The following is an 18,101-nucleotide window of genomic DNA, read 5'->3' as shown; positions in this document are numbered from 1 at the left end:
ACTTCGGCGGGGGCGGCGCGCAGCGGCCCGCCGTCCGAAGGATGGCGGCGTTAGAATCCTGGTTCGTCTATTCGAAAGCGACGCCAGGCTTACAGCCCAACTTCTTGAAGACGAGGGCGGCCGGACAGAACCCGGTTACCGACGCCTGCATCAGGTTCAGCCCGACGAAGGCGGTCAAAAGATACCAGTAAGGCGACACGTAGAATCCGAGCGCTAAAGAGACAAGGACCATAAGCCCGGCAAACATGAGAACGGCGCGATCGACTGTCATTTCGATGTACTCCTTTGATTTGATTCATGCACTGACTTTATTCAGACGTATCAAGATGAATTTCCTTCAATTTCTTGATGCCAAGAAAGTCGAGCGCCATATTCTCGTAGAATGTCTCCGACTTCCCTGTCCGGATCTTGTGCAAAAAATACCGCTCGAAGCCGATCTTGGCCGCGTGCACCCACTTGCCCTGGGCCGACCAGTTGACGTTGCGCGGCGGGATCTGAGGCTGGGCGACGAAGGCGATGCCACCGTCGCCGAAATCGGCCAGGCACACGGCATTCCAACTGGCGACGGAGCGCGGTTCCTGGCCGCGGAGAAGGGCGCCGACATTTTTGGCCGTCGCCGTGGCCATGGATTCGATCATGAAGCCGGTTTTGGGAACGCCCACGGGAAGCGGCGTCTTGCCGACAGGCGGAATGGCGACACCGACGCCGATGGCAAAGATATTGGGATAGGCCGGATTGCGCTGATGCTTGTCGATCATGACAAACCCGCGCGGATTGGTGAGGTTTTCGATGCCGCGCACCGCCGGCACGCCGCGGAAGGCCGGCAGCATCATGGAAAAGGCGAAGGGCAGTTCATGCGCCGTCTTGAGTGAACCGTCCTCGTTCACCTCCTCGACGAACATGCGGTCCGGCTCAACCTTCGTCACCCGGGCGTTGGTGATCCATTTGATGTGGCGCTCGCGCATGGCGCTCTCGAGCAACCCCTTCGTGTCGCCAACTCCGTCGAGCCCGAGATGGCCGATATAGGGTTCCGGCGTCACGAAGGTCATGGGCACGCGGTCGCGCTTCTTGGCCTGACGCAGGGCAGCATCGAGAATGAAGGCAAATTCGTAGGCCGGCCCGAAGCAGGATGCGCCCTGCACCGCCCCGACGACGACCGGACCCGGATCGGCCACAAGCGCATCGAACGCGCGCTTGGCCTCGAGCGCATGGTCCACATGGCAGACCGAATGGGTGTGGCCGGCCGGCCCGAGCCCGGGAATCTCATCGAAAGCGAGATCTGGGCCGGTAGCCAGGATGAGGTAGTCATAAGCCAGGAACGTGCCGTCGTTGAGCTCGACCTGATTTTGATCTGGGTGCACGCGCTTCGCGCCTTCCGGCTTGAGGCCGATGCCACGCGCCGCAAAGATGTCGGTCAGATCGACCGTGATATCCCGCCGCTCGCGCCAGCCGACCGCGACCCAGGGATTGGATGGCACGAATGAATAGGTCGTACCAAGATTGACGACGGTGACCTTGTCGCCCGGACCCGCCTGATCCTTCATTTCATAGGCCATGATGACCCCACCGAGACCTGCGCCGAGCACAACGATATGCGACATGGACTTTCCTCCTAGGGGATGCGGCCGTTTCTCGGCCGATTTTATGAGTCTTTATCAGATCTGTTTTGCGCGATTATTTTGGAGCCAGACTATATTTTTTTATTCTCTCAGAATTTCGCGCGCGAACGTTTGATCAGGCTCAATGGATCCAAATGACAATCACAACGCTCCGATCGGAATCTTCAAATAGATGCGGCCATTGTCTTCCGGCTCAGGCAAGCGACCGCCGCGCATGTTCACTTGCAGCGCATGAAGAATGAGGCGCGGCATCGGCAATTCTGCATCGCGGCGGCGTCTGCGCGCGACAAAAGCCTCTTCGCTTGGATTGTCGCGAAGATGCACGTTCTCCCGTTTCTGCTCGCCGACGCTGCTTTCCCAGCGGGGCTCACGGCCACCAGGCATGTAATCGTGCCCGGTGAAGAGACGGGTGTCGTCGGGGAGCGCCAGGATCGTTTGGATCGAGCGGTAGAGACTTTCGGGACTGCCGCCCGGAAAGTCGGCGCGTGCGGTTCCGAAGTCAGGTTGGAAAATGGTGTCGTGGACAAAAGCCACATCGCCCACCACATAGGTCACCGAGGCGAGCGTATGCCCTGGCGAAAAGATCGCCCGTGCCGGAAGCGCGCCGATGGAGAAGCTATCACCGTCGGCGAAGAGGTGGTCCCAATGCGAACCGTCTGCGGGGAAGTCGGGCAGATTGTAAATCTCTTTCCACAGACGTTGCACATCGACCACCTTCTCACCGATACCCGTGGGGACGCCGAGCCTTTCCTTCAGATAAGCCGCAGCGGAGAAGTGGTCGGCATGAGGATGAGTGTCGAGAATCCACTTCACGGTCAGGCCACGCCGCACGACCTCTTCGAGCATTGCATCGGCGAAGGTGGTGGCGACACGGCCCGCTTTCTCATCATAATCGAGCACGGGATCGATGATCGCCGCGTGCTTGGTCGCCGGATCCTCCACCAAATATGCAATGCTCCAAGTCTCCTTATGGAAAAACCCGGTTACCAACGGCTTCTGCATCAACGGCGTTTGTATCATCTTCGCCACTCGCGTCGCCTGTCCCGTATCGTCGGCGGAGCCTCCCGTATGAAGCCCGTCAGCATTCTCGCTTGCAGATAACATTAAAGGATATTAAATTCAAGATCATGAATGTTATGCAAATGATCCCCGCGGCGGAAAGGGCCGCCGAGCTGATGCGCAGCTTGTCGCATCCGCAACGCCTTCTGGTGCTTTGCGCTTTGGGGAAGGAAGAGAAATCAGTCGCCCAGCTTCGTCAGGAGCTGGGGATCGAACAGGTCCCGATGTCGCAGCAATTGATGCGGCTCAGGGCGGACGAATTGGTCGAGGCCCGCCGGGAAGGCACGACCCACTATTACCGCATCAGCCGGCCGGAGGTTCTCGTCGTGGTGGAGGCTCTGCACGCGGCTTTCTGCGCGGCCCCAATGGGTCCGGTCTGCCGTGATTCCATTCCCAAGAGGAAGACTGCGAAATGAATGAACCGCTTTTTCGCCGGTTCGCCGTTGGCGTGCGCCGGTTTCTCAGCGCGTCGGGAGATGGCAGCGCGACGTGCCCCATCCCGATCGATGCACTGGCGGCCAAGGCTCAGGTCGACGAAGGGCACGCGATCCTGGTGGATATACGCGAGCCGTCGGAGATCGCCGTCGAGCGAATCCCGGGAGCTGTCCTGCTGCCGCTGTCGCGGATCACGGCCGGAGCGTCGCTTGAAGAAGCAGGAGGGAAAGCGGCGATTTTTCTTTGCCGCTCTGGTGCCCGAACCAACCTTCATGCCCGCCGGCTGCAGCGGCTTTGTGTCGGGGAGATCTATCTGCTGCGGGGTGGTATTACGGCGTGGAAGGCTAAGGGGCTACCCGTGGCGAAGGGTCGGAACTGAATGGACCGTGGGCCTGCCATTCGCTCTTCTTGCTGAGGAAGAATCGGGCGCCATGGGAGGCGTCTCGGAGTCTCAGCAAGCGGGTGTCTCGCCTAACCTTAATGGCCGACAAGGGATCTTCCAGACCGAAAAAGCACATAGGCTGCGACCGTAAAGATCACGACTGCGAAGATCCGGTTGAGCGTGTCCTTGTTGGCGCCAAGCCTAGTCGACAACTGCATTCCTGCCATCCCGCCGGCAAGGCCGCCTGCAAGGAACTCTCCCGCAATCTGCCAGTCTACTAGGCCCGAGGCCGCATAGTTAAGGGCCGTGGCGAGGCCAAACGTTCCTACCGCCAGTAGCGAAGTGCCGACCGCACGGATGGTCGGCATGCCCGTAGCCAAGATCAGTGCCGGGACGATGAGAAAGCCGCCGCCGATGCCGAAGAAACCCGAGGCCATGCCGGTGGCCAACGCGGCGAGCCCGGCGCGGATGCAGCTCTTACGGTCGATCTTCGGCGCGGTCGCAAGGGTCACTATGCGCGGGCGGAGCATCAGCGCTCCGACAAGCGCCATCACGATGCCGAAAAGGAATAGGAGCGCCTGTCCGTTCATCAATTTACCAAGGGTAGATCCGAGCAGTGCCCCGGTTGTCCCCACGAGGGAAAAGACGAATGCGCAGCGCCAGACAACATTCCCCTTCAAGGCATGTCCGATGAAATTTGCATAGGCATTTATGGAAACCGCCAGCGCACCGGTGCCGAGCGCCACATGCGGTTCGCTCGCACCGACCACATAGAGCAGCAAAGGCGTCGCCAGCACCGATCCCCCGCCACCGATGAGGCCGAGAACAAAACCGGCGAGCACGCCCGAGAGTACGGCAACGAGAGCTTGAAATAGCAAGGGCGTTTTGATCCTGTTAGGGCGAGATGCGTAGCCAAGACGAGAAGCATCTCCCGCCACTTGTGGGATGGGAGATGCTTATCTGGTAAGCCGAATGCTTCCGACGACGGCTCTAATCGCGCGCGATGCTCGCTTTCACGCCAGTGACTTTACGGAGAAATACCAATCCGTGGTCTCTAGGCCCTCCGCCATGCGTATATCGACCTCGGCCACCGTCTTCGGCGCACCGACGATGACTTTTTCTCCCGGTTGCCAACCCTCAGGGGTGGCGACACCGTTGCCGAGGCTGGTCTGGAGGCTCTGGACCAGGCGCAAGATTTCCGGAACGCTGCGGCCATTGGTCATGGGGTAATAGAGCATGGCCCGCAGGATGCCGTCCGGATCAATAAGGAAGGTGGCGCGAACCGCGGACGTGTCAGAGGCTCCAGGATGGATCATCCCGTAGGCTCTCGCCACCGCCATGGAGAGGTCCTCGATGATCGGAAACGGAATCTCAACGCCAAATTTCTCCTTGATGTTCCCCACCCATGCGAGGTGGGAATAGATGCTGTCGATGGACAGTCCCAGAAGCTCGCAATTGGCGGCCTTGAAGGCATCAGCCATCTTCGCGAATGCGATGAACTCAGTGGTGCATACCGGGGTGAAATCCGCCGGATGGGAAAACAGCACGAGCCAGCGGCCGCGATAGTGGCCGAGCGAACGATCACCGAAGGTCGTCTTGGCGGCGAAGTCGGGAGCCCGCTCGTTGATGCGCGGCATGACGGCCGCGGTGTGATCGGCGATGGCGGGGAGCGCCGTCGGCGCCTCGGTGGGGACGGGGCGGGGCGTATCGGTGCAGCTCATGGCTTCAGGTTCCTTTTTGTATCAGGTGGGAGGGGGATCAAAGGCTGTCGAGCGGCACTTTGAGGAAGCGCCTACCGGTCTCGTCCGGATCCGGCAATCGTCCTGCCTTCATGTTGACCTGCAGTGACGGAATGATCAGCTTTGGCATGCTGAGCGTGGCATCGCGGGTGGTGCGCATGGCAACGAACTCATCTTCACCGATGCCATCACGTACATGGATGTTGTGGACCCGCTCCTCTGCGACTGTTGTCTCCCAGCGGATGTCTCGGCCGTTGGGGCCATAGTCATGGCACATGAAAAGCCGCGTTTCGGCCGGCAGACTGAGCACCCGCTTGATTGATCGATACAGCTGGCGGGCGTCCCCACCGGGAAAGTCGGCGCGGGCCGTGCCGCTGTCCGGCATGAACAGGGTGTCGCCCACGAAGGCTGCGTCGCCGATCACGTGCGTCATGCAGGCCGGCGTATGCCCCGGCGTGAGGTTGGCTGTGGCGGTAAGCCCGCCGATGGAATAGGTGTCCCCATCGGCCAGCAGACGGTCAAACTGGCTGCCGTCGCGCCGAAATTCGGTGCCCTCGTTGAAGACCTTGCCGAACGTGTCCTGCACAAAGGTGACGCGCTCGCTGATGCAGATCCGTCCGCCCAGTTGCTGCTGGATGTACGGCGCGGCGGAAAGGTGGTCGGCATGTACGTGGGTCTCGATCAGCCATTCGACCTTCAGTCCGTGAGTTCTCACGAAAGCGATGATTTCGTTGGCGGATTCGTAGTCGATGCGACCGGCCGCGTAATCGATGTCCAAGACGGGATCGATGACGGCGCACGCGCTCGAAAGCGGATCCTTCACCACATAGCTGATGGTATGGGTCGGTGCGTCGACAAAGGCCGTCACCACGGGGCGCAGTGGCGCGGGGGCCGGCATAGCAACTGGATGCATGGGGAGATCCTCGGAATGCGAAGCCGCGATCTGGCATGCGTCAATCGATATGCCCTTTTATAAATTCATAAAATCGAATATTTATTCTTATTGTGATCGAGAAAGGCGATTTGTATGCGGCCGATTCCTCCCTTACGCCAATTGCGATACCTGGTGGCGCTCGCCGATCATCTCCATTTCGGCCACGCTGCGATCGCCTGCGCGGTTACGCAATCGACGCTGAGCGCCGGCATCCGGGAACTTGAGGTCCTCCTGCGGGTACCCGTCGCGGAGCGCACCAAGCGGTCGGTGATCATTACCGCCACGGGGCACCGCATCGTCGAACGGGCGCGACTGCTCCTCCGAGAGGCCGAAGCACTGATGGACGTGGCGGCGAGCGCGGCCGACCCCATGTCGGGGCTCGTTGAAGTGGGTGTGATCCCTACCATCAGCCCCTTCCTGCTGCCGCGCCTCGTGCCCTACATCAGCAGCCATTATCCGCAGATGCGCCTGACCCTACGTGAGGACAAGACCCTTTCCCTGCTCGACTGGCTGAACGCCGGCCGGCTCGATCTCGTGCTGATGGCATTTCCCTATGAAACCGAGGGCTGCGAGACCTTCATGCTGTTCGATGATGCCTACCGCTTCGCCTGCGCCGGCGACCACCGGCTTGCCCGTGCCGATCATGTCAGCATGGACACCATCGAAGGCGAAGCGCTGATGCTTCTGGAGCGGGAGCAGTGCCTTCACAGCCATGCCCTGCCAATTTTCCAGAGCGCGCCGGAAAAGACGATCACCAGTTTCTCCGCGACAAGCCTCCACACCCTCGTCGCCATGGTCGCCGAGGGGCTTGGAACCACGCTCCTTCCCGATCTTGCGATCAACGGCGGAATATTGAACGGAAGCTCAGTCGTGGTCCGCCCGCTTCTTGACACCGCTAACGCACGCACGATCGGTCTTATTTGGCGCAAGCAGTCGGCCCGCGCCGATACGTTCCGCCGCCTGGGCACCTTGATCCGGGAGTGGGCGGAAGCCAACGTGCGACCCTGGAGACCGCAGATTCCGCCGCCGAGGCCGGCGAATGGGGAGAAGAAAGGTTCGCGCACTCGTACCTGATCACCTGGTTCCCCCTGCTTGAACAACTCTGATGACATAGAGTTGGGCCTTGCAGGCAATTCGTTGATTTGTCCTGACGGTCAGGCAGGGCGGATGAGTTGCGCGCGCCAAGCGGCAAGCATGCCGGGTCTCCTCGCTTCAGGCGTCGCTGCGGATCTGCCGACGCGCCTCATCGGCAAGCGGGTGCAGCGTCTCGGGGGCGGCGGCACCCACGAGGCTGTAGCCCAACCCGCCGTCCGACCAGCTGAAGCCGTTGACGCCGCGGTCGGCATGGGCCGTCATCGGCGCATCCTGCTCCGTTGTCATGGGGCGGGAGAACACGACGAGCCTGCCGCCATGATCGTCGTCATACATGAACAGCGCCGCCGGCCCGTGCTCGGTGGCCACGACGCGGCCGCCCATGAGCCGGTAGCCCGCCGTGGCGAGGTCGGGGATCGCTACGGGGCGCCCCAGCCGATGAGATGTCCAGGCAACGAGTTGCGCGCGGTCATCGGCGCGGATTTCGACCGGCCGGACGCGATCCGGCGTATAGACAGCGTAGTTTATCGCAGCCTCGCGGCCGAGCGCCTGGAGACCTCCCGCAGGGACCATGCTCATGTTGCGCAGCGACCAGCCGCCGGCCATGCCCACGCCCAGCAGAAGCACCGCGGCGGCCGCCATCGCCCAGCGCGACCGGGCGACCGGGCGGCGCCTCGCCGCGATCATGCGCCCGAGGTCCAGCTCGGGCGGCAAGGGCTCCTCGGCGATCGGCGCGAAGGCCGTGCGCAGCCTGTCGCGCTCCCTGCGATAGGCGCCGATCCGCGCGGCCACTTCGGGATGCGCATCGAGATAAAGGACGATTTCGGCGCGGCGCTCGTCGCCGAGGCTCCCGTCGACATAGCCGTTGAGATCGTCTTCGGTGACCGGCCGTGTGCTCATTTCACTCTCCGCAGATGCGGGCGCTCGCCTTCAGGCCGCACCTCTTCGCTTATTGCAAGATGCAGCCGCTCGCGCGCCCGCGACAGGCGGGACATCACCGTGCCGATCGGCAGGTCCAGCACCTTCGCCGTCTCCGCATAGCTGAGATCCTCGACGGCCACGAGCAGCAGCACCATGCGCTGTTCGTCGGGCAGGCGCGACAGCGCCGACAACACGTCGCGGCAGCGCAGCGCATCCTCCTGCGAGGCGCGGCCGGCGAGATCGGCCTCGCTCGTCAGCTCAAGGGGCACCGCCTGCGGCCGGCTGGCGGCGCGGCGCAGCCGCGTCATGGCGAGATTGTGGAGGATGGCGAAGATCCAGGCACGCGTCTCGCCCTCGGCCCGGCGCTGGTGCCAGCGGCCGATGACCCGCTCCAGGCAATCCTGGACCAGGTCGTCGGCCGCCGCCCGGTCCCGCAGCAGCGCGCGCGCATAGCGCCGCAGTGCGGGAATGAGAGGCTCGATGAGACGGGTCATCTCAGCGGTCATGCTGGCATCCTGGTCAAGGATTCTCGTCTCTCACTCGCGCGTCTGACGCTGCACGACGGGGCCGGGCTGCGCCGCCGTGCCCTCGGCAATGACAAGATAGCGCCGGCCGTCCTTGACGTCGTTCTGCACGATCTGGCGGATCGGGCCGGCGGCGTTGACGATGGCGGAACCGGCCGGATTGGTCATGAAGGCGGAGAGCGATTCCAGCGCCCCCGCACCGTCCGGCCGGCTCGCCAGCGCCAGAACATAGGGCTTTTTCGGCTCAAGCCCGGTGACCGAGGCCTGCAGGATCTGGATGAGGCCCTGGTCGAACAGCGAGACGCTGGTCGGCTCCTTCTCGCCCGCCTTGCCTTTGCCGGCAAGGGCGAGATGTACGGCCTGCCCGGCAACGCCGAGCGGCTGGAGACCGGCCGTGCCGTCGCCTTCCGGCACCGCGCCCGGCACATAATTGACCGCCTGCGGCGCCTGCCCGATCGGAATGGTGGCGATCACCTTGTTTGTCAGGGTGTCGATGGCGGCGAGCGCATCGGCATTCTCAAGGCCCACATACACCCGTGAGCCATCGCCCGAGGGCCAGATGCCGTGCGGCAGATTGCCCACCGGGATGGTCGCGATCTGCGAGAAGTCGTCGGTGCGGAACACCTTGATCTCGTTCAGCCCGCCGATCGTCACATAGGCGAAGGTGCCGTTGGCGTTGTGGGCGAAATTGACGTGATTGGTGATCGGGCCGGTGTCGATGGTCTTGATGAGGTCGAACGGCGGCTGGGCGTTGAACACCTGGGTCTTGCCGATATCCTTCAGCGTGAACCACACCTGCTTGCCGTCCGGGGTGGCCGCGATGTTCGGGCAGAACGGGCTTGCCTGCTTCACCCGCCCGACGATCTGGTGGTCGGCGACCGAGATCACCACGGTCTCCGGCATGAAGGACGAGCAGACATAGCCATATTTGCCGTCGGGCGAGAAGATCTGCATGCCGGGGCCGTTCGGCACCTTGATGCGGGTCTTTTCCTCGAACGTCGTGCCGTCGAGCACGGCGACGTAATCCTCGCCGCGCACCGTCACCCACACCTCCTTGCCGTCGGGCGTGAAGAAGGCCTCGTGGGGCGAGCGGCCGACATAGGTGGTGTGCTTCACCGCATTGGTGGCAGTGTCGATGAAGGTGACGGAGTTCGAGCCGATCGAGACCACGGCGATGGTCTTGCGGTCGGGCGAGAAGCCCATGCCATGCACCAGCACCTGCCCCTTGTAGAGCGGGCTGAAATTGCCGGGCTGCGGATCGCCCAGGCGGATCACGCCGACCAGCTTATTGGTTCCCGGGTCGGTGACGGAGATCGTGTTCGAGAATTGCTCGGCGGCATAGACGCGATCCCGGCTGCTCACCGCGATGTCCGAAGCGGATGAAGCGAACGGCGCCTGGCCGGCGAAGGCGGGCGCCGCGCAGGTCAGGACGGTGCTGGCGAGCAGGATCGAAAAGAGGCGATATGTCATGGAGATGCGTCCTATTTCATCGGCATCTGCATGCCCGAGTGGGCATGCGTGGCAGGGACAGAGGTGGGCGCGGTCGCCGGCGACATGACGGGCTGTGTCGGCGCCGGGGCTGAGGGGGGCAATGGCTGGCCGAGCGCGAGGCGCATCGCGGCGATCTCCTGCTGCTGCTCGACGATGATCTCCTGCGCCAGCCGTCGCAGTTGCTCGTCGTGCCCGTAGCGCAGATAGGCCACGGCCATGTCGATCGCACCTTGGTGATGGGGGATCATCATGGCGGTGAAATCGACGTCGACGTCGCCGGTCGGCTTCACGTCCATGTCCGCCATCATCTTGTTCATGGCGGCACCGTTCTCGGCGAGGAAAGGTGTCTCGTCGGCCGCCGCTGCCGGGACGGCACCTGCCGGCGGGACCTCCTGCGCCCAAACGGGGCCGGGAAGACACAAGACGGCAGCCATCAGGCCAGCGCGAGATAGATGTCGGAAACGCACGGCTTTCCCTCCCGGTGCAATGGCGCCTTTGGGAGAGTGGACTCCACAGCGGCCGATTTATTCCGGCCGGTCACGAATATTTTCGAAACCGCACGAGGACGGTGGGACGAAGAACCTCCGGCCGAGGGGCATAGAAGGCGCGCTGAGGGAATCAGACCGGTATCCGCACCGCAACGGAGAGTTCCGATGACGCGCAGGTCACCTTCGCGCCGGCGCAGCATCCATCGCGACAGCGCCCGTTCCAGTGCCCTGAACGAGGTCATCCGCCGCCACGTGGTTCCGCGTGAGCGCGTAGGCATAGCGCCTTAACGCAGGTATCGGCGGTTCCAGGAGGCGGCGGCTTCGTCCACGACAGCGGCTTTTGGTAGGTTCAGTAGGTGGCGTTGGGGTTCACCTGCCAGATTTCGTCGGTGAGCTTGCCGTCGCGATAGACGAGGATATAGCGCACCTTGACTGTGTTCTTACCGGTGAAGGTCACATCTGCGCTCACGGTCGCGCCCTTCGGGTTCGCGGCTTCCGACAGGCTCGCGATGGCGGCGGTCTGGTTGCCCTGCGCGGTGACGAACTTGCTCCATACCGTCTTTAGCGGCTCGGCACCGGCATAGGTGCCGTCGAGCGGACCGCCGATCCAGTGCAGTTCGGTCTTGTCACCATAGGTGGAGGTGATGGCGGCGAGATCGCCCTTGGCGACCGCCTCGATACGGTTCTTCGCCATGTCGCTGGCGGGGCCGGCGAGCACCGGCATGGCGGATGTCACGAGGACGGCGGCGGCAAGGAAACAACGCATGGCTGGGCTCCTGGTCCTTCTGGAAAGGGTGAGGACACCATGAAGACGCCATCGTGCGTCGGCTTATTCCGTCGCATGCGTAAAATCTTTCGAAGCCAGTCAATGCCGACCGCTGCGGGCCGACCTCTCGGGAACGTGAGCACATGACGGGAAGGGGGCGGAATAAACGGCCATGTTCCGGAGTCTCAACATGGCGTGAAAAGCCATGCAGGAGAAACAGCGCATGTTCAGGCAACTGGTGCTTACCGCCGCCTTCGTGTTTGCATATGGAGCCGCCGGGTGGGCGGCCGACCTTAATGTCTACGGCCCTGGTGGGCCTCTGCCCGCGATGAAGGAAGCCGCTGAGGCGTTTGGACGACAGAAGGGAATCGACCTCGCTGTCACCGCGGGACCGACGCCCTCGTGGATCGAGCGGGCGCGCACCGATGCGGATATCATCTTCAGCGGTTCGGAATCCATGATGACGGATTTCGTGTCGACCATGAATGGACAGATCCGCAGCGAGAATGTCGAACCGCTCTACCTGAGGCGTGCCGCCATTCTCGTGCGGCCCGGCAACCCGAAAAAGATCCAGGGACTCGGGGATTTGGCCAAGCCGGGCATGAAGGTTCTCGTCGTTCATGGTGCTGGCCAGACCGGCCTGTGGGAGGATGTTGCCGGGCGTACCGGCGACATTGCGTCAGTGCGGAACCTGCGCGCCAACATCGGCACCTTCGCTGCGAATAGCGCCGTCGCGCGTAAGACGTGGACCGAGGATGCGGGCTATGATGCTTGGCTTATCTGGAACATCTGGCAGGTGTCCAATCCGGCGCTCGCGGACATCGTTGAAATCGACGATGCACACCGCATCTGGCGCGATGCCGGTGTCGTTCTGACGGAACGCGCTCGGCAGAAGCCGGCAGCGGCGGCCTTCGTCGCCTTCCTGAAGAGCGGCGAAGGCGCGGCGATCTTCAGGAAGTGGGGGTGGACGACGCCATAGGAGCCGGACGGCTGCGCAGGCCATGCGGCATAACCACACGTTCCATGCGTTACTGGCGCGCCGTTTGCGGGACATCAACGCGGCGGACGGATCTCTTCCTATGGTCCCACTTACGGGACGAGTAACGGAGGGGTCGAGGGACTGTCGCCACATGATGCGTCACGACCTGAAGGGGAGTGGCGGTCGCTTGCGCGCGTCCCGGAACTTCCTCTGCGAAGAGGAGGCCGTTCGATGCATGACGGCATGCCGGTTAGGCGCACATTGAGATGGAGAGGCTTGTTCGCAGCGGCAATCGTTGCCGCTGCGGCGGGCGGCGGAGTGTTCTGGTGGATCGTGACGCCGCCGCCGGTGAAGGAATTGAATCAGCCCGCAATGGCGGGCGAGGAGGCTGGCCTGATCGAACGGGGCCGGTATGTAGCTGAGCTCGGCGACTGCATCGCCTGCCACACCTCCAGCGGACAGGTTTCCATGGCGGGAGGGCGTCCGCTCGAAACGCCGTTTGGCGTTCTGTACTCGACGAACATCACGCCTGACCGTGCCACTGGCATCGGAGGCTACAGCTTCGGCGCCTTCGATCGCGCCATGCGCCAGGGTGTCAAGGCGGACGGGACGCACATGTATCCGGCGATGCCGTATCCGTCCTACGCGAAGATATCGCCGGAGGATATGTATGCGCTCTACGCCTACATGATGAAGGGCGTCGCTCCGGTCGCAAATCCGAATCGGCCCTCGGGCATGGGCTTTCCCTTCAATCAGCGCTGGGCGTTGGCGTTCTGGAACGTCGTCTTCCACAAGGACCAGCCCTTTCTGGTCGATACGAGCAAGGATGAAACTTGGAACCGCGGCGCCTATCTCGTGCAGGGGCTCGGACATTGCGGCGCCTGCCACACGCCGCGCGGCATCGGCTTCCAGGAAGTTGTTTTGTCCGACAAGGATGGCGATGGGGAGCGCTTCCTGACCGGCTCGAAGGTCGAAGGGTGGAACGCCATCAACCTGCGCAACCTGTGGACCGTCGCGGACACCGTGGAACTGCTGAAGACCGGTCAGAACCACCACGCCACGGTGTCCGGCTCGATGACGGAAGTGATCCATAACTCGACACAACACTTCACGCATACCGACCTCGTCGCCATCGCGACCTACCTGAAGGCGCTGCCCTCCGAGCATCCCTATGAGGGCAACCCGCCGCAGGAACCGCTGGAGGGAGTACCTTCCGCCATGTTCACCACGCGCGGAGGGCTTGCATATGCGCAGTTCTGCGCCGACTGCCACCGACTGAATGGCGGCGGCGTTGCCGGCATCTTCCCGCCGCTCGTCGGCAATCCTACGATTGAGGCAAAGGATCCGTCCACGCTGGTGCACATCACGCTAACAGGGTGGGCCACCGCGGAGACGACGACCCACAAGCGCGTTTTCACTATGCCAGGCTTCGCGCGCCTCGGGGATGACGAGATTGCGGAAATCCTCTCTTTCGTCCGTAGCAATTGGGGGGCCAATGCCCCAGCCGTGACGAACGCACTGGTGAAGACCGCTCGGGCAAGCCTCGACCCCAAAGTGGACACGCGACCCTTCGAGACGCCGCGCGTTGCCGACATCCTGCATGAGCCCAACGCACCCCAACTGGTCATGGGGATGCGCTTGAACACCGAGACGCACACGCTGCTGCCGAACAACGTCGGCAATGTGCTGAACTGCTCGTCCTGCCATCTCAACGCCGGCACGGTGGCGGACGGATCGCCCTATGTTGGTGTCTCGGCCTTCTTCCCGAGCTACGCCCAGCGGGCGGGCCGCGTCATCGCGCTTGAGGACCGCATCAATGGCTGTTTCTTCCGCTCGATGAACGGTAAGCCGCTCGGGAAGGACAGCGATGAGATGAAGGCGATGGTCGCCTATTTCGACTGGATGAAGCGGGAAACGAAGCCCGACGACAAGATTGAGGGGCGCGGCGTCGGGAAGATCGACCCGAACATCAAGCCAGATATCGACAACGGGCGCCAAGTCTATGCGGATCATTGCGCCGCCTGCCACGGTGCGAAGGGCGAGGGGCTCAAGGACGCTCGGGGGTTGTCCGTCTATCCCCCACTCTGGGGAGATGAGTCCTTCAACATCGGCGCCGGTATGGCGCGGACCTATACTGCTGCGGCCTTTGTTAAGCGCAACATGCCCATCGGCTTCCACTCCCGCTTCCCGCTCGGCCAGGGCGGATTGTCGGACCAGGATGCGGTGGATGTGGCGGAATATTTCACCCACATGCCGCGTCCAGACTTCCCAGCCAAGGTGAACGACTGGCCGAAGGACAAGAAGCCGGCGGATGCGCGCTACTGATCTCTGACACATCATAGGAAACGTACGCCCGGGCTGGAGAGCCCGGGCGTACACCTATCCCTTCCGTCACGGGACGATTGGACGGAGTGGGATAACCGTCAACCGGGCACCACCACCACCTTCGCTGCATCCGGGACGCGGCCATAAAGGTCGATGATGTCCTGGTTCATCATGCGGATGCAGCCTGAGGAAACCGCCTCGCTGATGGACCACGGTTCGGTGGTGCCATGGATGCGGTAAAGCGTGTCCTTGCCATCCTTGAAGAGGTAGAGGGCGCGTGCGCCCAGCGGATTATCGGCGCCGCCGGCCATGCCGTTTCGCCAGGGGCGGTACTTCTCCGGCTCGCGCGCGATCATCGCGTCGGTGGGACGCCAACTCGGCCAGGTGCGCTTGTAGCCGACATTGGCGGTACCAGAGAATTCGAGGCCCTCGCGGCCGACGCCGACGCCATATCGCAGCGCCATGCCGTTTTCCTGCACGAGATAGAGAAGCCGTCGTTTGGGATCGACCACCAGCGTACCGGGGGCCTGGCCTGTGGGATCGCGGACCAGTTGGCGCACGTTGCGCGGCTTTATCTCCCTCAGATCTACGCCGGAGATGCTGAAGCCCCCGTCCTCGACCGCGCCGTAGCGCGCGGCGTCCGCCGGTGCGATCGCCGGAGCGGGAGCGGCAGGAGCTTGCGGCGGGTTCGTCACGCACGCGGCGAGAGCGAGGGGCGTTGCGAGAACGCAGAGCAATGCGCGGCGTGACAGGCGCCGCGGATCGCCGGATACAGCGACCGTCATGTGCGTGGCTGCCTCACTTCGCGCCGGCTTGCTGGCGGCGGGCTTCGGCAATTGCGCGCCTGAAGCTCGCATAATCGAGGGTGGAGGCGAGCAGCGGCCCCACCAGATAGGTCGGAGTTCCTTTAAGCCCGAGGGAGTTCGCCTGCGCGTTGGTGCGCCTCAGCAGCGCAGCGATGTCGTTGATACGGCCGTTCACGTCCGCCGTCAGCCGATCCATGTCCACGCTGGTCGCCTGGATGGCCTTCAGCATTTCGGCCTCCAGGATCTGGCGGCCGGGAATGGCCATTAGCGCGTCATGCACCTGCCCATATTTGCCCTGATACGTGGCTGCCAACGCCAATTGCGCGCCGTAGACGGAGGCCTCGGTGAGGATCGGCCAGTCCTTGTAGACGAGGCGGATGCGGCCATCCTCCTTCACCGCGCGTGCCAGATCCGGGGCCGATTTCTTGCAGAAGGGGCAATTGTAGTCGAGGAAGGCGACGATGGTGACGTCGCCCTTCGGATTGCCGGCGGTGGGGGCATCGGGATCTTTCAGGATGCCGTCCACGTCCACGGTCTGCACCTGGGCGCGAGCCTCGCCACGCCAGCCAGCGGCCAGTGCAGGCGCAAGCAGGGTCAGACCGGCGAGGTGGACGAAGGTTCTGCGTCTCATATCGTCTCCGTGAGGGTGGCGTGGCAGGTCATGAGCCGGCCTTGGCGATCAGTTGCTCGATGTCGGTGCGCGAGACGGCTCCGATCAGGCGCGAGCCGTCGCGTTCACGACCGTCGGCGCCGATAAGGAAAAGCGTGGGGGGACCGACCACCCCGAAGCGCTGCATCAGCGCTTGGGTATCGGCACCATAGGCGGTCACATCGGCCTCGATTCGTGGCAGGTCGGCCATCCGCTGCCGCAGGGCGGGATCGTCCATCACCTTTTCATTGGACTTGCACACCGTGCACCAGTCCGCAGTGAACGACACCAGCACGGGCCGTTCTTCCGCGCGGGCCTTGGCCAGCGCCTGCTGGAAGGCGGCGGTCGAGGATACCCGCGCATTCTCTCTCGGCGCGGCCTGGGGGCGAGCCGCCGGGCCGAGGAAGGCAAGCGGCCGAAGGGGGTCTTCGGCGCCTCCCGCGGCGCCCACCACGAGAGTTCCACCATAGATGACGCCGAGCAGCCCCAGAGCCTTGGCCAGCCGAGCCAGCGGCCTGCGGCCTGGCCGGTTGAAAGCGCCGAGGAAGACGCCGAGACCGATGGCCAGCGCCCCCCACAGAGCGACCCCCGCGGCGGCGTTCAGGAGACGGCTCGCCAGCAGCACGGCGATGCCGAGAAAGAGCACGCCGCAGGCTTGGCGTACCACCACCATCCAAGGGCCGGAACGGGGCAGCATGCGCGCTCCGGAGGCGCAGACCAGCACCAGCGGCAGCGCCATGCCAAGGCCGAGCATGAACAGCGCGGCGCCCCCGCGCAGCGCATCACCGCTCTGCGCCGCATAGAGGATCGCGGCGGCAAGCGGCGGGGTTACGCAGGGGCCGACCACCAGAGCGGAGGAAAATCCCAGCATCGCCGCACCGGCGACGGAGCCGCCGGCCCGCCGCTCACCTGCCATGAAGGGCACTTTCAGCCCCCGCGGCAGGGCCAGTTCGAAAACGCCGAACATGGAGAGGGAGAGGGCCAGGAAGGCGGCCGCCATGGCACCGAGGGCCCACGGCGTTTGCAGGGCCAGTTGGAGGTTGGCGCCGGACCAGCCGGCGGCCAGCCCCAGCACGCCATAGGCCACCGCCATGGCGAGCCCGTAGCTGGCGGACAGCACGAAACCCCGGACGGGGGACGGCCTCTCGCCGCCGCCCGCCAGGATGCCGGACAGGATCGGCAGCATCGGAAACACACAGGGCGTGAAGGCCAGCAGCAGGCCGAAGCCGAGGAAGGTGGCGAGCAGCATTGGGGCGCTGCGGTCGAACAGGGCTGACGTGTCCGCGTCGAAACCGCCTGCTGCGGGGGCCGGAGCGGCGGGGTCCATCGCGGCCGCCATGGCGGGAGGCGGCGCTGCGGCTGTCGTTGGGGCGCCGGCTTCGGGAAGACGCAAGCCGGTTGTGCTTGCCTCCACGCGCAATGTCGCCAGATCGACGGTCCGCGCGATTTCCGGATAGCAGATGCCGGCCTCGGCGCAGCCCTGGAATGCCACGCGCAACTGGCCCTGGGCGGGCAGCCCGGGCACGGTGGCATCCGCCTCTCCGTGATAGATCTCGACGGCGCCGAAGTTGGGATCGTCTTTGCTCTCGCCGGGGAGGGTCGCGAGGGTAACGGACCGGCCCTCTCGCTCTGCCTTCAAGCTCTCGCGATAGAGATAGGTCCCCGCCGCGATCCGCCAGGACAGCGTCAGCGTCCCGTCGGCGGTGCGGCTGGCGGACAGGCGGAAGGCGTCGTCGGGCGCGAGCGGGTCGCGCAAGGAGGCCGCCATGGCCGTCCCCGCGATCGCTGGAAGCAGCAGAGCGCAGATCGCGTAGCGCAGCGTTGATTGAAGGATCTGGAGCGTTCTCATCACCATGAGGCGCTCCCTCGGCCGCTCACCTTAAGCCAGCCTT

The 18,101-nt window shown here is 63.8% G+C and carries 20 protein-coding genes; 5 read left to right on the top strand and 15 right to left on the bottom strand.

Going from position 1 to position 18,101, the window contains the following annotated elements:
* Nucleotides 1-67: 67 nt before the first annotated feature.
* From V5F84_RS11210 to V5F84_RS11200, 3 genes are all read right to left on the bottom strand, one after another.
* Nucleotides 68-271, bottom strand: coding sequence for a YgaP family membrane protein (locus V5F84_RS11210; protein ID WP_394042506.1), 204 nt, complete (start codon nucleotides 269-271; stop codon nucleotides 68-70).
* A 37-nt stretch (nucleotides 272-308) separates the two neighbouring features.
* Nucleotides 309-1,601, bottom strand: a complete 1,293-nt coding sequence (locus tag V5F84_RS11205; protein ID WP_394042507.1) for an NAD(P)/FAD-dependent oxidoreductase — start codon at nucleotides 1,599-1,601, stop codon at nucleotides 309-311.
* A gap of 159 nt (nucleotides 1,602-1,760) precedes the next feature.
* Nucleotides 1,761-2,639 carry an MBL fold metallo-hydrolase gene (locus tag V5F84_RS11200; protein WP_394042786.1) on the bottom strand — a complete coding sequence of 293 codons (879 nt, stop codon included), beginning with the start codon at nucleotides 2,637-2,639 and terminating at the stop codon, nucleotides 1,761-1,763.
* 107 nt (nucleotides 2,640-2,746) lie between these two features.
* On the opposite strand from V5F84_RS11200, the gene V5F84_RS11195 reads away from it, so the two are divergent.
* Both V5F84_RS11195 and V5F84_RS11190 read left to right on the top strand, forming a co-directional pair.
* A complete protein-coding gene (locus V5F84_RS11195) occupies nucleotides 2,747-3,094 on the top strand; it encodes an ArsR/SmtB family transcription factor (protein WP_394042508.1) in 348 nt (115 codons plus the stop codon).
* Entirely contained in the window at nucleotides 3,091-3,492 is a 402-nt protein-coding gene (locus V5F84_RS11190; RefSeq protein ID WP_394042509.1) for a rhodanese-like domain-containing protein, read from the top strand. Before V5F84_RS11195 ends, V5F84_RS11190 begins: the two co-directional genes overlap by 4 nt.
* Nucleotides 3,493-3,590: 98 nt before the next feature.
* Here the strand turns inward: V5F84_RS11190 and V5F84_RS11185 are convergent, their stop codons facing one another.
* The 3 genes from V5F84_RS11185 to V5F84_RS11175 all read right to left on the bottom strand — a co-directional run bounded on the left by V5F84_RS11185 (nucleotide 3,591) and on the right by V5F84_RS11175 (nucleotide 6,147).
* Nucleotides 3,591-4,373, bottom strand: a complete 783-nt coding sequence (locus V5F84_RS11185) for a sulfite exporter TauE/SafE family protein (RefSeq protein WP_394042510.1) — start codon at nucleotides 4,371-4,373, stop codon at nucleotides 3,591-3,593.
* 135 nt (nucleotides 4,374-4,508) lie between these two features.
* Entirely contained in the window at nucleotides 4,509-5,216 is a 708-nt protein-coding gene (locus V5F84_RS11180) for a peroxiredoxin (protein ID WP_394042511.1), read from the bottom strand.
* A 37-nt stretch (nucleotides 5,217-5,253) separates the two neighbouring features.
* Entirely contained in the window at nucleotides 5,254-6,147 is an 894-nt protein-coding gene (locus tag V5F84_RS11175) for an MBL fold metallo-hydrolase (protein ID WP_394042512.1), read from the bottom strand.
* A gap of 114 nt (nucleotides 6,148-6,261) precedes the next feature.
* Between V5F84_RS11175 and V5F84_RS11170 the strand changes: the two genes are divergently transcribed.
* Nucleotides 6,262-7,242 (top strand): hydrogen peroxide-inducible genes activator, encoded by a 981-nt coding sequence (locus V5F84_RS11170; protein WP_394042513.1) that lies wholly within the window; start codon nucleotides 6,262-6,264, stop codon nucleotides 7,240-7,242.
* 138 nt (nucleotides 7,243-7,380) lie between these two features.
* On the opposite strand, the gene V5F84_RS11165 is transcribed toward V5F84_RS11170, so the two are convergent.
* The 6 genes from V5F84_RS11165 to V5F84_RS11140 form a co-directional block, all read right to left on the bottom strand.
* On the bottom strand, nucleotides 7,381-8,160 hold the full coding sequence (locus V5F84_RS11165) for an anti-sigma factor family protein (RefSeq protein WP_394042515.1): 780 nt from the start codon (nucleotides 8,158-8,160) through the stop codon (nucleotides 7,381-7,383).
* Nucleotides 8,157-8,687, bottom strand: a complete 531-nt coding sequence (locus tag V5F84_RS11160; RefSeq protein WP_394042516.1) for a sigma-70 family RNA polymerase sigma factor — start codon at nucleotides 8,685-8,687, stop codon at nucleotides 8,157-8,159. Before V5F84_RS11160 ends, V5F84_RS11165 begins: the two co-directional genes overlap by 4 nt.
* Nucleotides 8,688-8,717: 30 nt before the next feature.
* Complete coding sequence (locus V5F84_RS11155) at nucleotides 8,718-10,175, bottom strand: YVTN family beta-propeller repeat protein (protein ID WP_394042517.1); 1,458 nt, start codon at nucleotides 10,173-10,175, stop codon at nucleotides 8,718-8,720.
* A gap of 11 nt (nucleotides 10,176-10,186) precedes the next feature.
* Nucleotides 10,187-10,630 (bottom strand): DUF305 domain-containing protein, encoded by a 444-nt coding sequence (locus V5F84_RS11150; RefSeq protein ID WP_394042518.1) that lies wholly within the window; start codon nucleotides 10,628-10,630, stop codon nucleotides 10,187-10,189.
* Between the two features lie 231 nt (nucleotides 10,631-10,861).
* On the bottom strand, nucleotides 10,862-10,981 hold the full coding sequence (locus tag V5F84_RS11145; protein ID WP_509277207.1) for a hypothetical protein: 120 nt from the start codon (nucleotides 10,979-10,981) through the stop codon (nucleotides 10,862-10,864).
* 52 nt (nucleotides 10,982-11,033) lie between these two features.
* Nucleotides 11,034-11,450: a nuclear transport factor 2 family protein gene (locus V5F84_RS11140; protein WP_394042520.1), complete on the bottom strand. Its 417-nt coding sequence runs from the start codon at nucleotides 11,448-11,450 to the stop codon at nucleotides 11,034-11,036.
* A gap of 223 nt (nucleotides 11,451-11,673) precedes the next feature.
* On the opposite strand from V5F84_RS11140, the gene V5F84_RS11135 reads away from it, so the two are divergent.
* Together V5F84_RS11135 and V5F84_RS11130 are read left to right on the top strand one after the other, a co-directional pair.
* On the top strand, nucleotides 11,674-12,429 hold the full coding sequence (locus V5F84_RS11135) for a substrate-binding domain-containing protein (RefSeq protein WP_394042521.1): 756 nt from the start codon (nucleotides 11,674-11,676) through the stop codon (nucleotides 12,427-12,429).
* A 276-nt stretch (nucleotides 12,430-12,705) separates the two neighbouring features.
* Nucleotides 12,706-14,754, top strand: a complete 2,049-nt coding sequence (locus tag V5F84_RS11130) for a c-type cytochrome (protein WP_394042523.1) — start codon at nucleotides 12,706-12,708, stop codon at nucleotides 14,752-14,754.
* Nucleotides 14,755-14,852: 98 nt separating this feature from the next.
* Here V5F84_RS11130 and V5F84_RS11125 read toward each other — a convergent pair whose 3' ends face one another.
* From V5F84_RS11125 to dsbD, 3 genes are read right to left on the bottom strand one after another with little or no spacing between them, the layout of a single operon-like run.
* Nucleotides 14,853-15,539 carry a L,D-transpeptidase gene (locus V5F84_RS11125; RefSeq protein WP_394042524.1) on the bottom strand — a complete coding sequence of 229 codons (687 nt, stop codon included), beginning with the start codon at nucleotides 15,537-15,539 and terminating at the stop codon, nucleotides 14,853-14,855.
* Between the two features lie 13 nt (nucleotides 15,540-15,552).
* On the bottom strand, nucleotides 15,553-16,191 hold the full coding sequence (locus V5F84_RS11120; protein WP_394042525.1) for a DsbA family protein: 639 nt from the start codon (nucleotides 16,189-16,191) through the stop codon (nucleotides 15,553-15,555).
* Between the two features lie 28 nt (nucleotides 16,192-16,219).
* Nucleotides 16,220-18,064, bottom strand: a complete 1,845-nt coding sequence (gene dsbD / locus V5F84_RS11115) for a protein-disulfide reductase DsbD (protein WP_394042526.1) — start codon at nucleotides 18,062-18,064, stop codon at nucleotides 16,220-16,222.
* Between the last annotated feature and the right edge of the window lie 37 nt (nucleotides 18,065-18,101).

This window comes from Roseixanthobacter liquoris, assembly GCF_043195135.2.
GTDB lineage: Bacteria > Pseudomonadota > Alphaproteobacteria > Rhizobiales > Xanthobacteraceae > NCEH01.
This window is presented reverse-complemented; position numbering and strand designations above follow the sequence as displayed.

Bases quoted from the DNA above. Each gene is read 5' to 3' on its own strand.
- V5F84_RS11210 (WP_394042506.1), bottom strand. From the start codon at position 271: ATGACAGTCGATCGCGCCGTTCTCATGTTTGCCGGGCTTATGGTCCTT.
- V5F84_RS11205 (WP_394042507.1), bottom strand. From the start codon at position 1,601: ATGTCGCATATCGTTGTGCTCGGCGCAGGTCTCGGTGGGGTCATCATG.
- V5F84_RS11200 (WP_394042786.1), bottom strand. From the start codon at position 2,639: ATGATACAAACGCCGTTGATGCAGAAGCCGTTGGTAACCGGGTTTTTC.
- V5F84_RS11195 (WP_394042508.1), top strand. From the start codon at position 2,747: ATGAATGTTATGCAAATGATCCCCGCGGCGGAAAGGGCCGCCGAGCTG.
- V5F84_RS11190 (WP_394042509.1), top strand. From the start codon at position 3,091: ATGAATGAACCGCTTTTTCGCCGGTTCGCCGTTGGCGTGCGCCGGTTT.
- V5F84_RS11180 (WP_394042511.1), bottom strand. From the start codon at position 5,216: ATGAGCTGCACCGATACGCCCCGCCCCGTCCCCACCGAGGCGCCGACG.
- V5F84_RS11175 (WP_394042512.1), bottom strand. From the start codon at position 6,147: ATGCATCCAGTTGCTATGCCGGCCCCCGCGCCACTGCGCCCCGTGGTG.
- V5F84_RS11170 (WP_394042513.1), top strand. From the start codon at position 6,262: ATGCGGCCGATTCCTCCCTTACGCCAATTGCGATACCTGGTGGCGCTC.
- V5F84_RS11165 (WP_394042515.1), bottom strand. From the start codon at position 8,160: ATGAGCACACGGCCGGTCACCGAAGACGATCTCAACGGCTATGTCGAC.
- V5F84_RS11160 (WP_394042516.1), bottom strand. From the start codon at position 8,687: ATGACCGCTGAGATGACCCGTCTCATCGAGCCTCTCATTCCCGCACTG.
- V5F84_RS11155 (WP_394042517.1), bottom strand. From the start codon at position 10,175: ATGACATATCGCCTCTTTTCGATCCTGCTCGCCAGCACCGTCCTGACC.
- V5F84_RS11150 (WP_394042518.1), bottom strand. From the start codon at position 10,630: ATGGCTGCCGTCTTGTGTCTTCCCGGCCCCGTTTGGGCGCAGGAGGTC.
- V5F84_RS11140 (WP_394042520.1), bottom strand. From the start codon at position 11,450: ATGCGTTGTTTCCTTGCCGCCGCCGTCCTCGTGACATCCGCCATGCCG.
- V5F84_RS11135 (WP_394042521.1), top strand. From the start codon at position 11,674: ATGTTCAGGCAACTGGTGCTTACCGCCGCCTTCGTGTTTGCATATGGA.
- V5F84_RS11125 (WP_394042524.1), bottom strand. From the start codon at position 15,539: ATGACGGTCGCTGTATCCGGCGATCCGCGGCGCCTGTCACGCCGCGCA.
- V5F84_RS11120 (WP_394042525.1), bottom strand. From the start codon at position 16,191: ATGAGACGCAGAACCTTCGTCCACCTCGCCGGTCTGACCCTGCTTGCG.
- dsbD (WP_394042526.1), bottom strand. From the start codon at position 18,064: ATGGTGATGAGAACGCTCCAGATCCTTCAATCAACGCTGCGCTACGCG.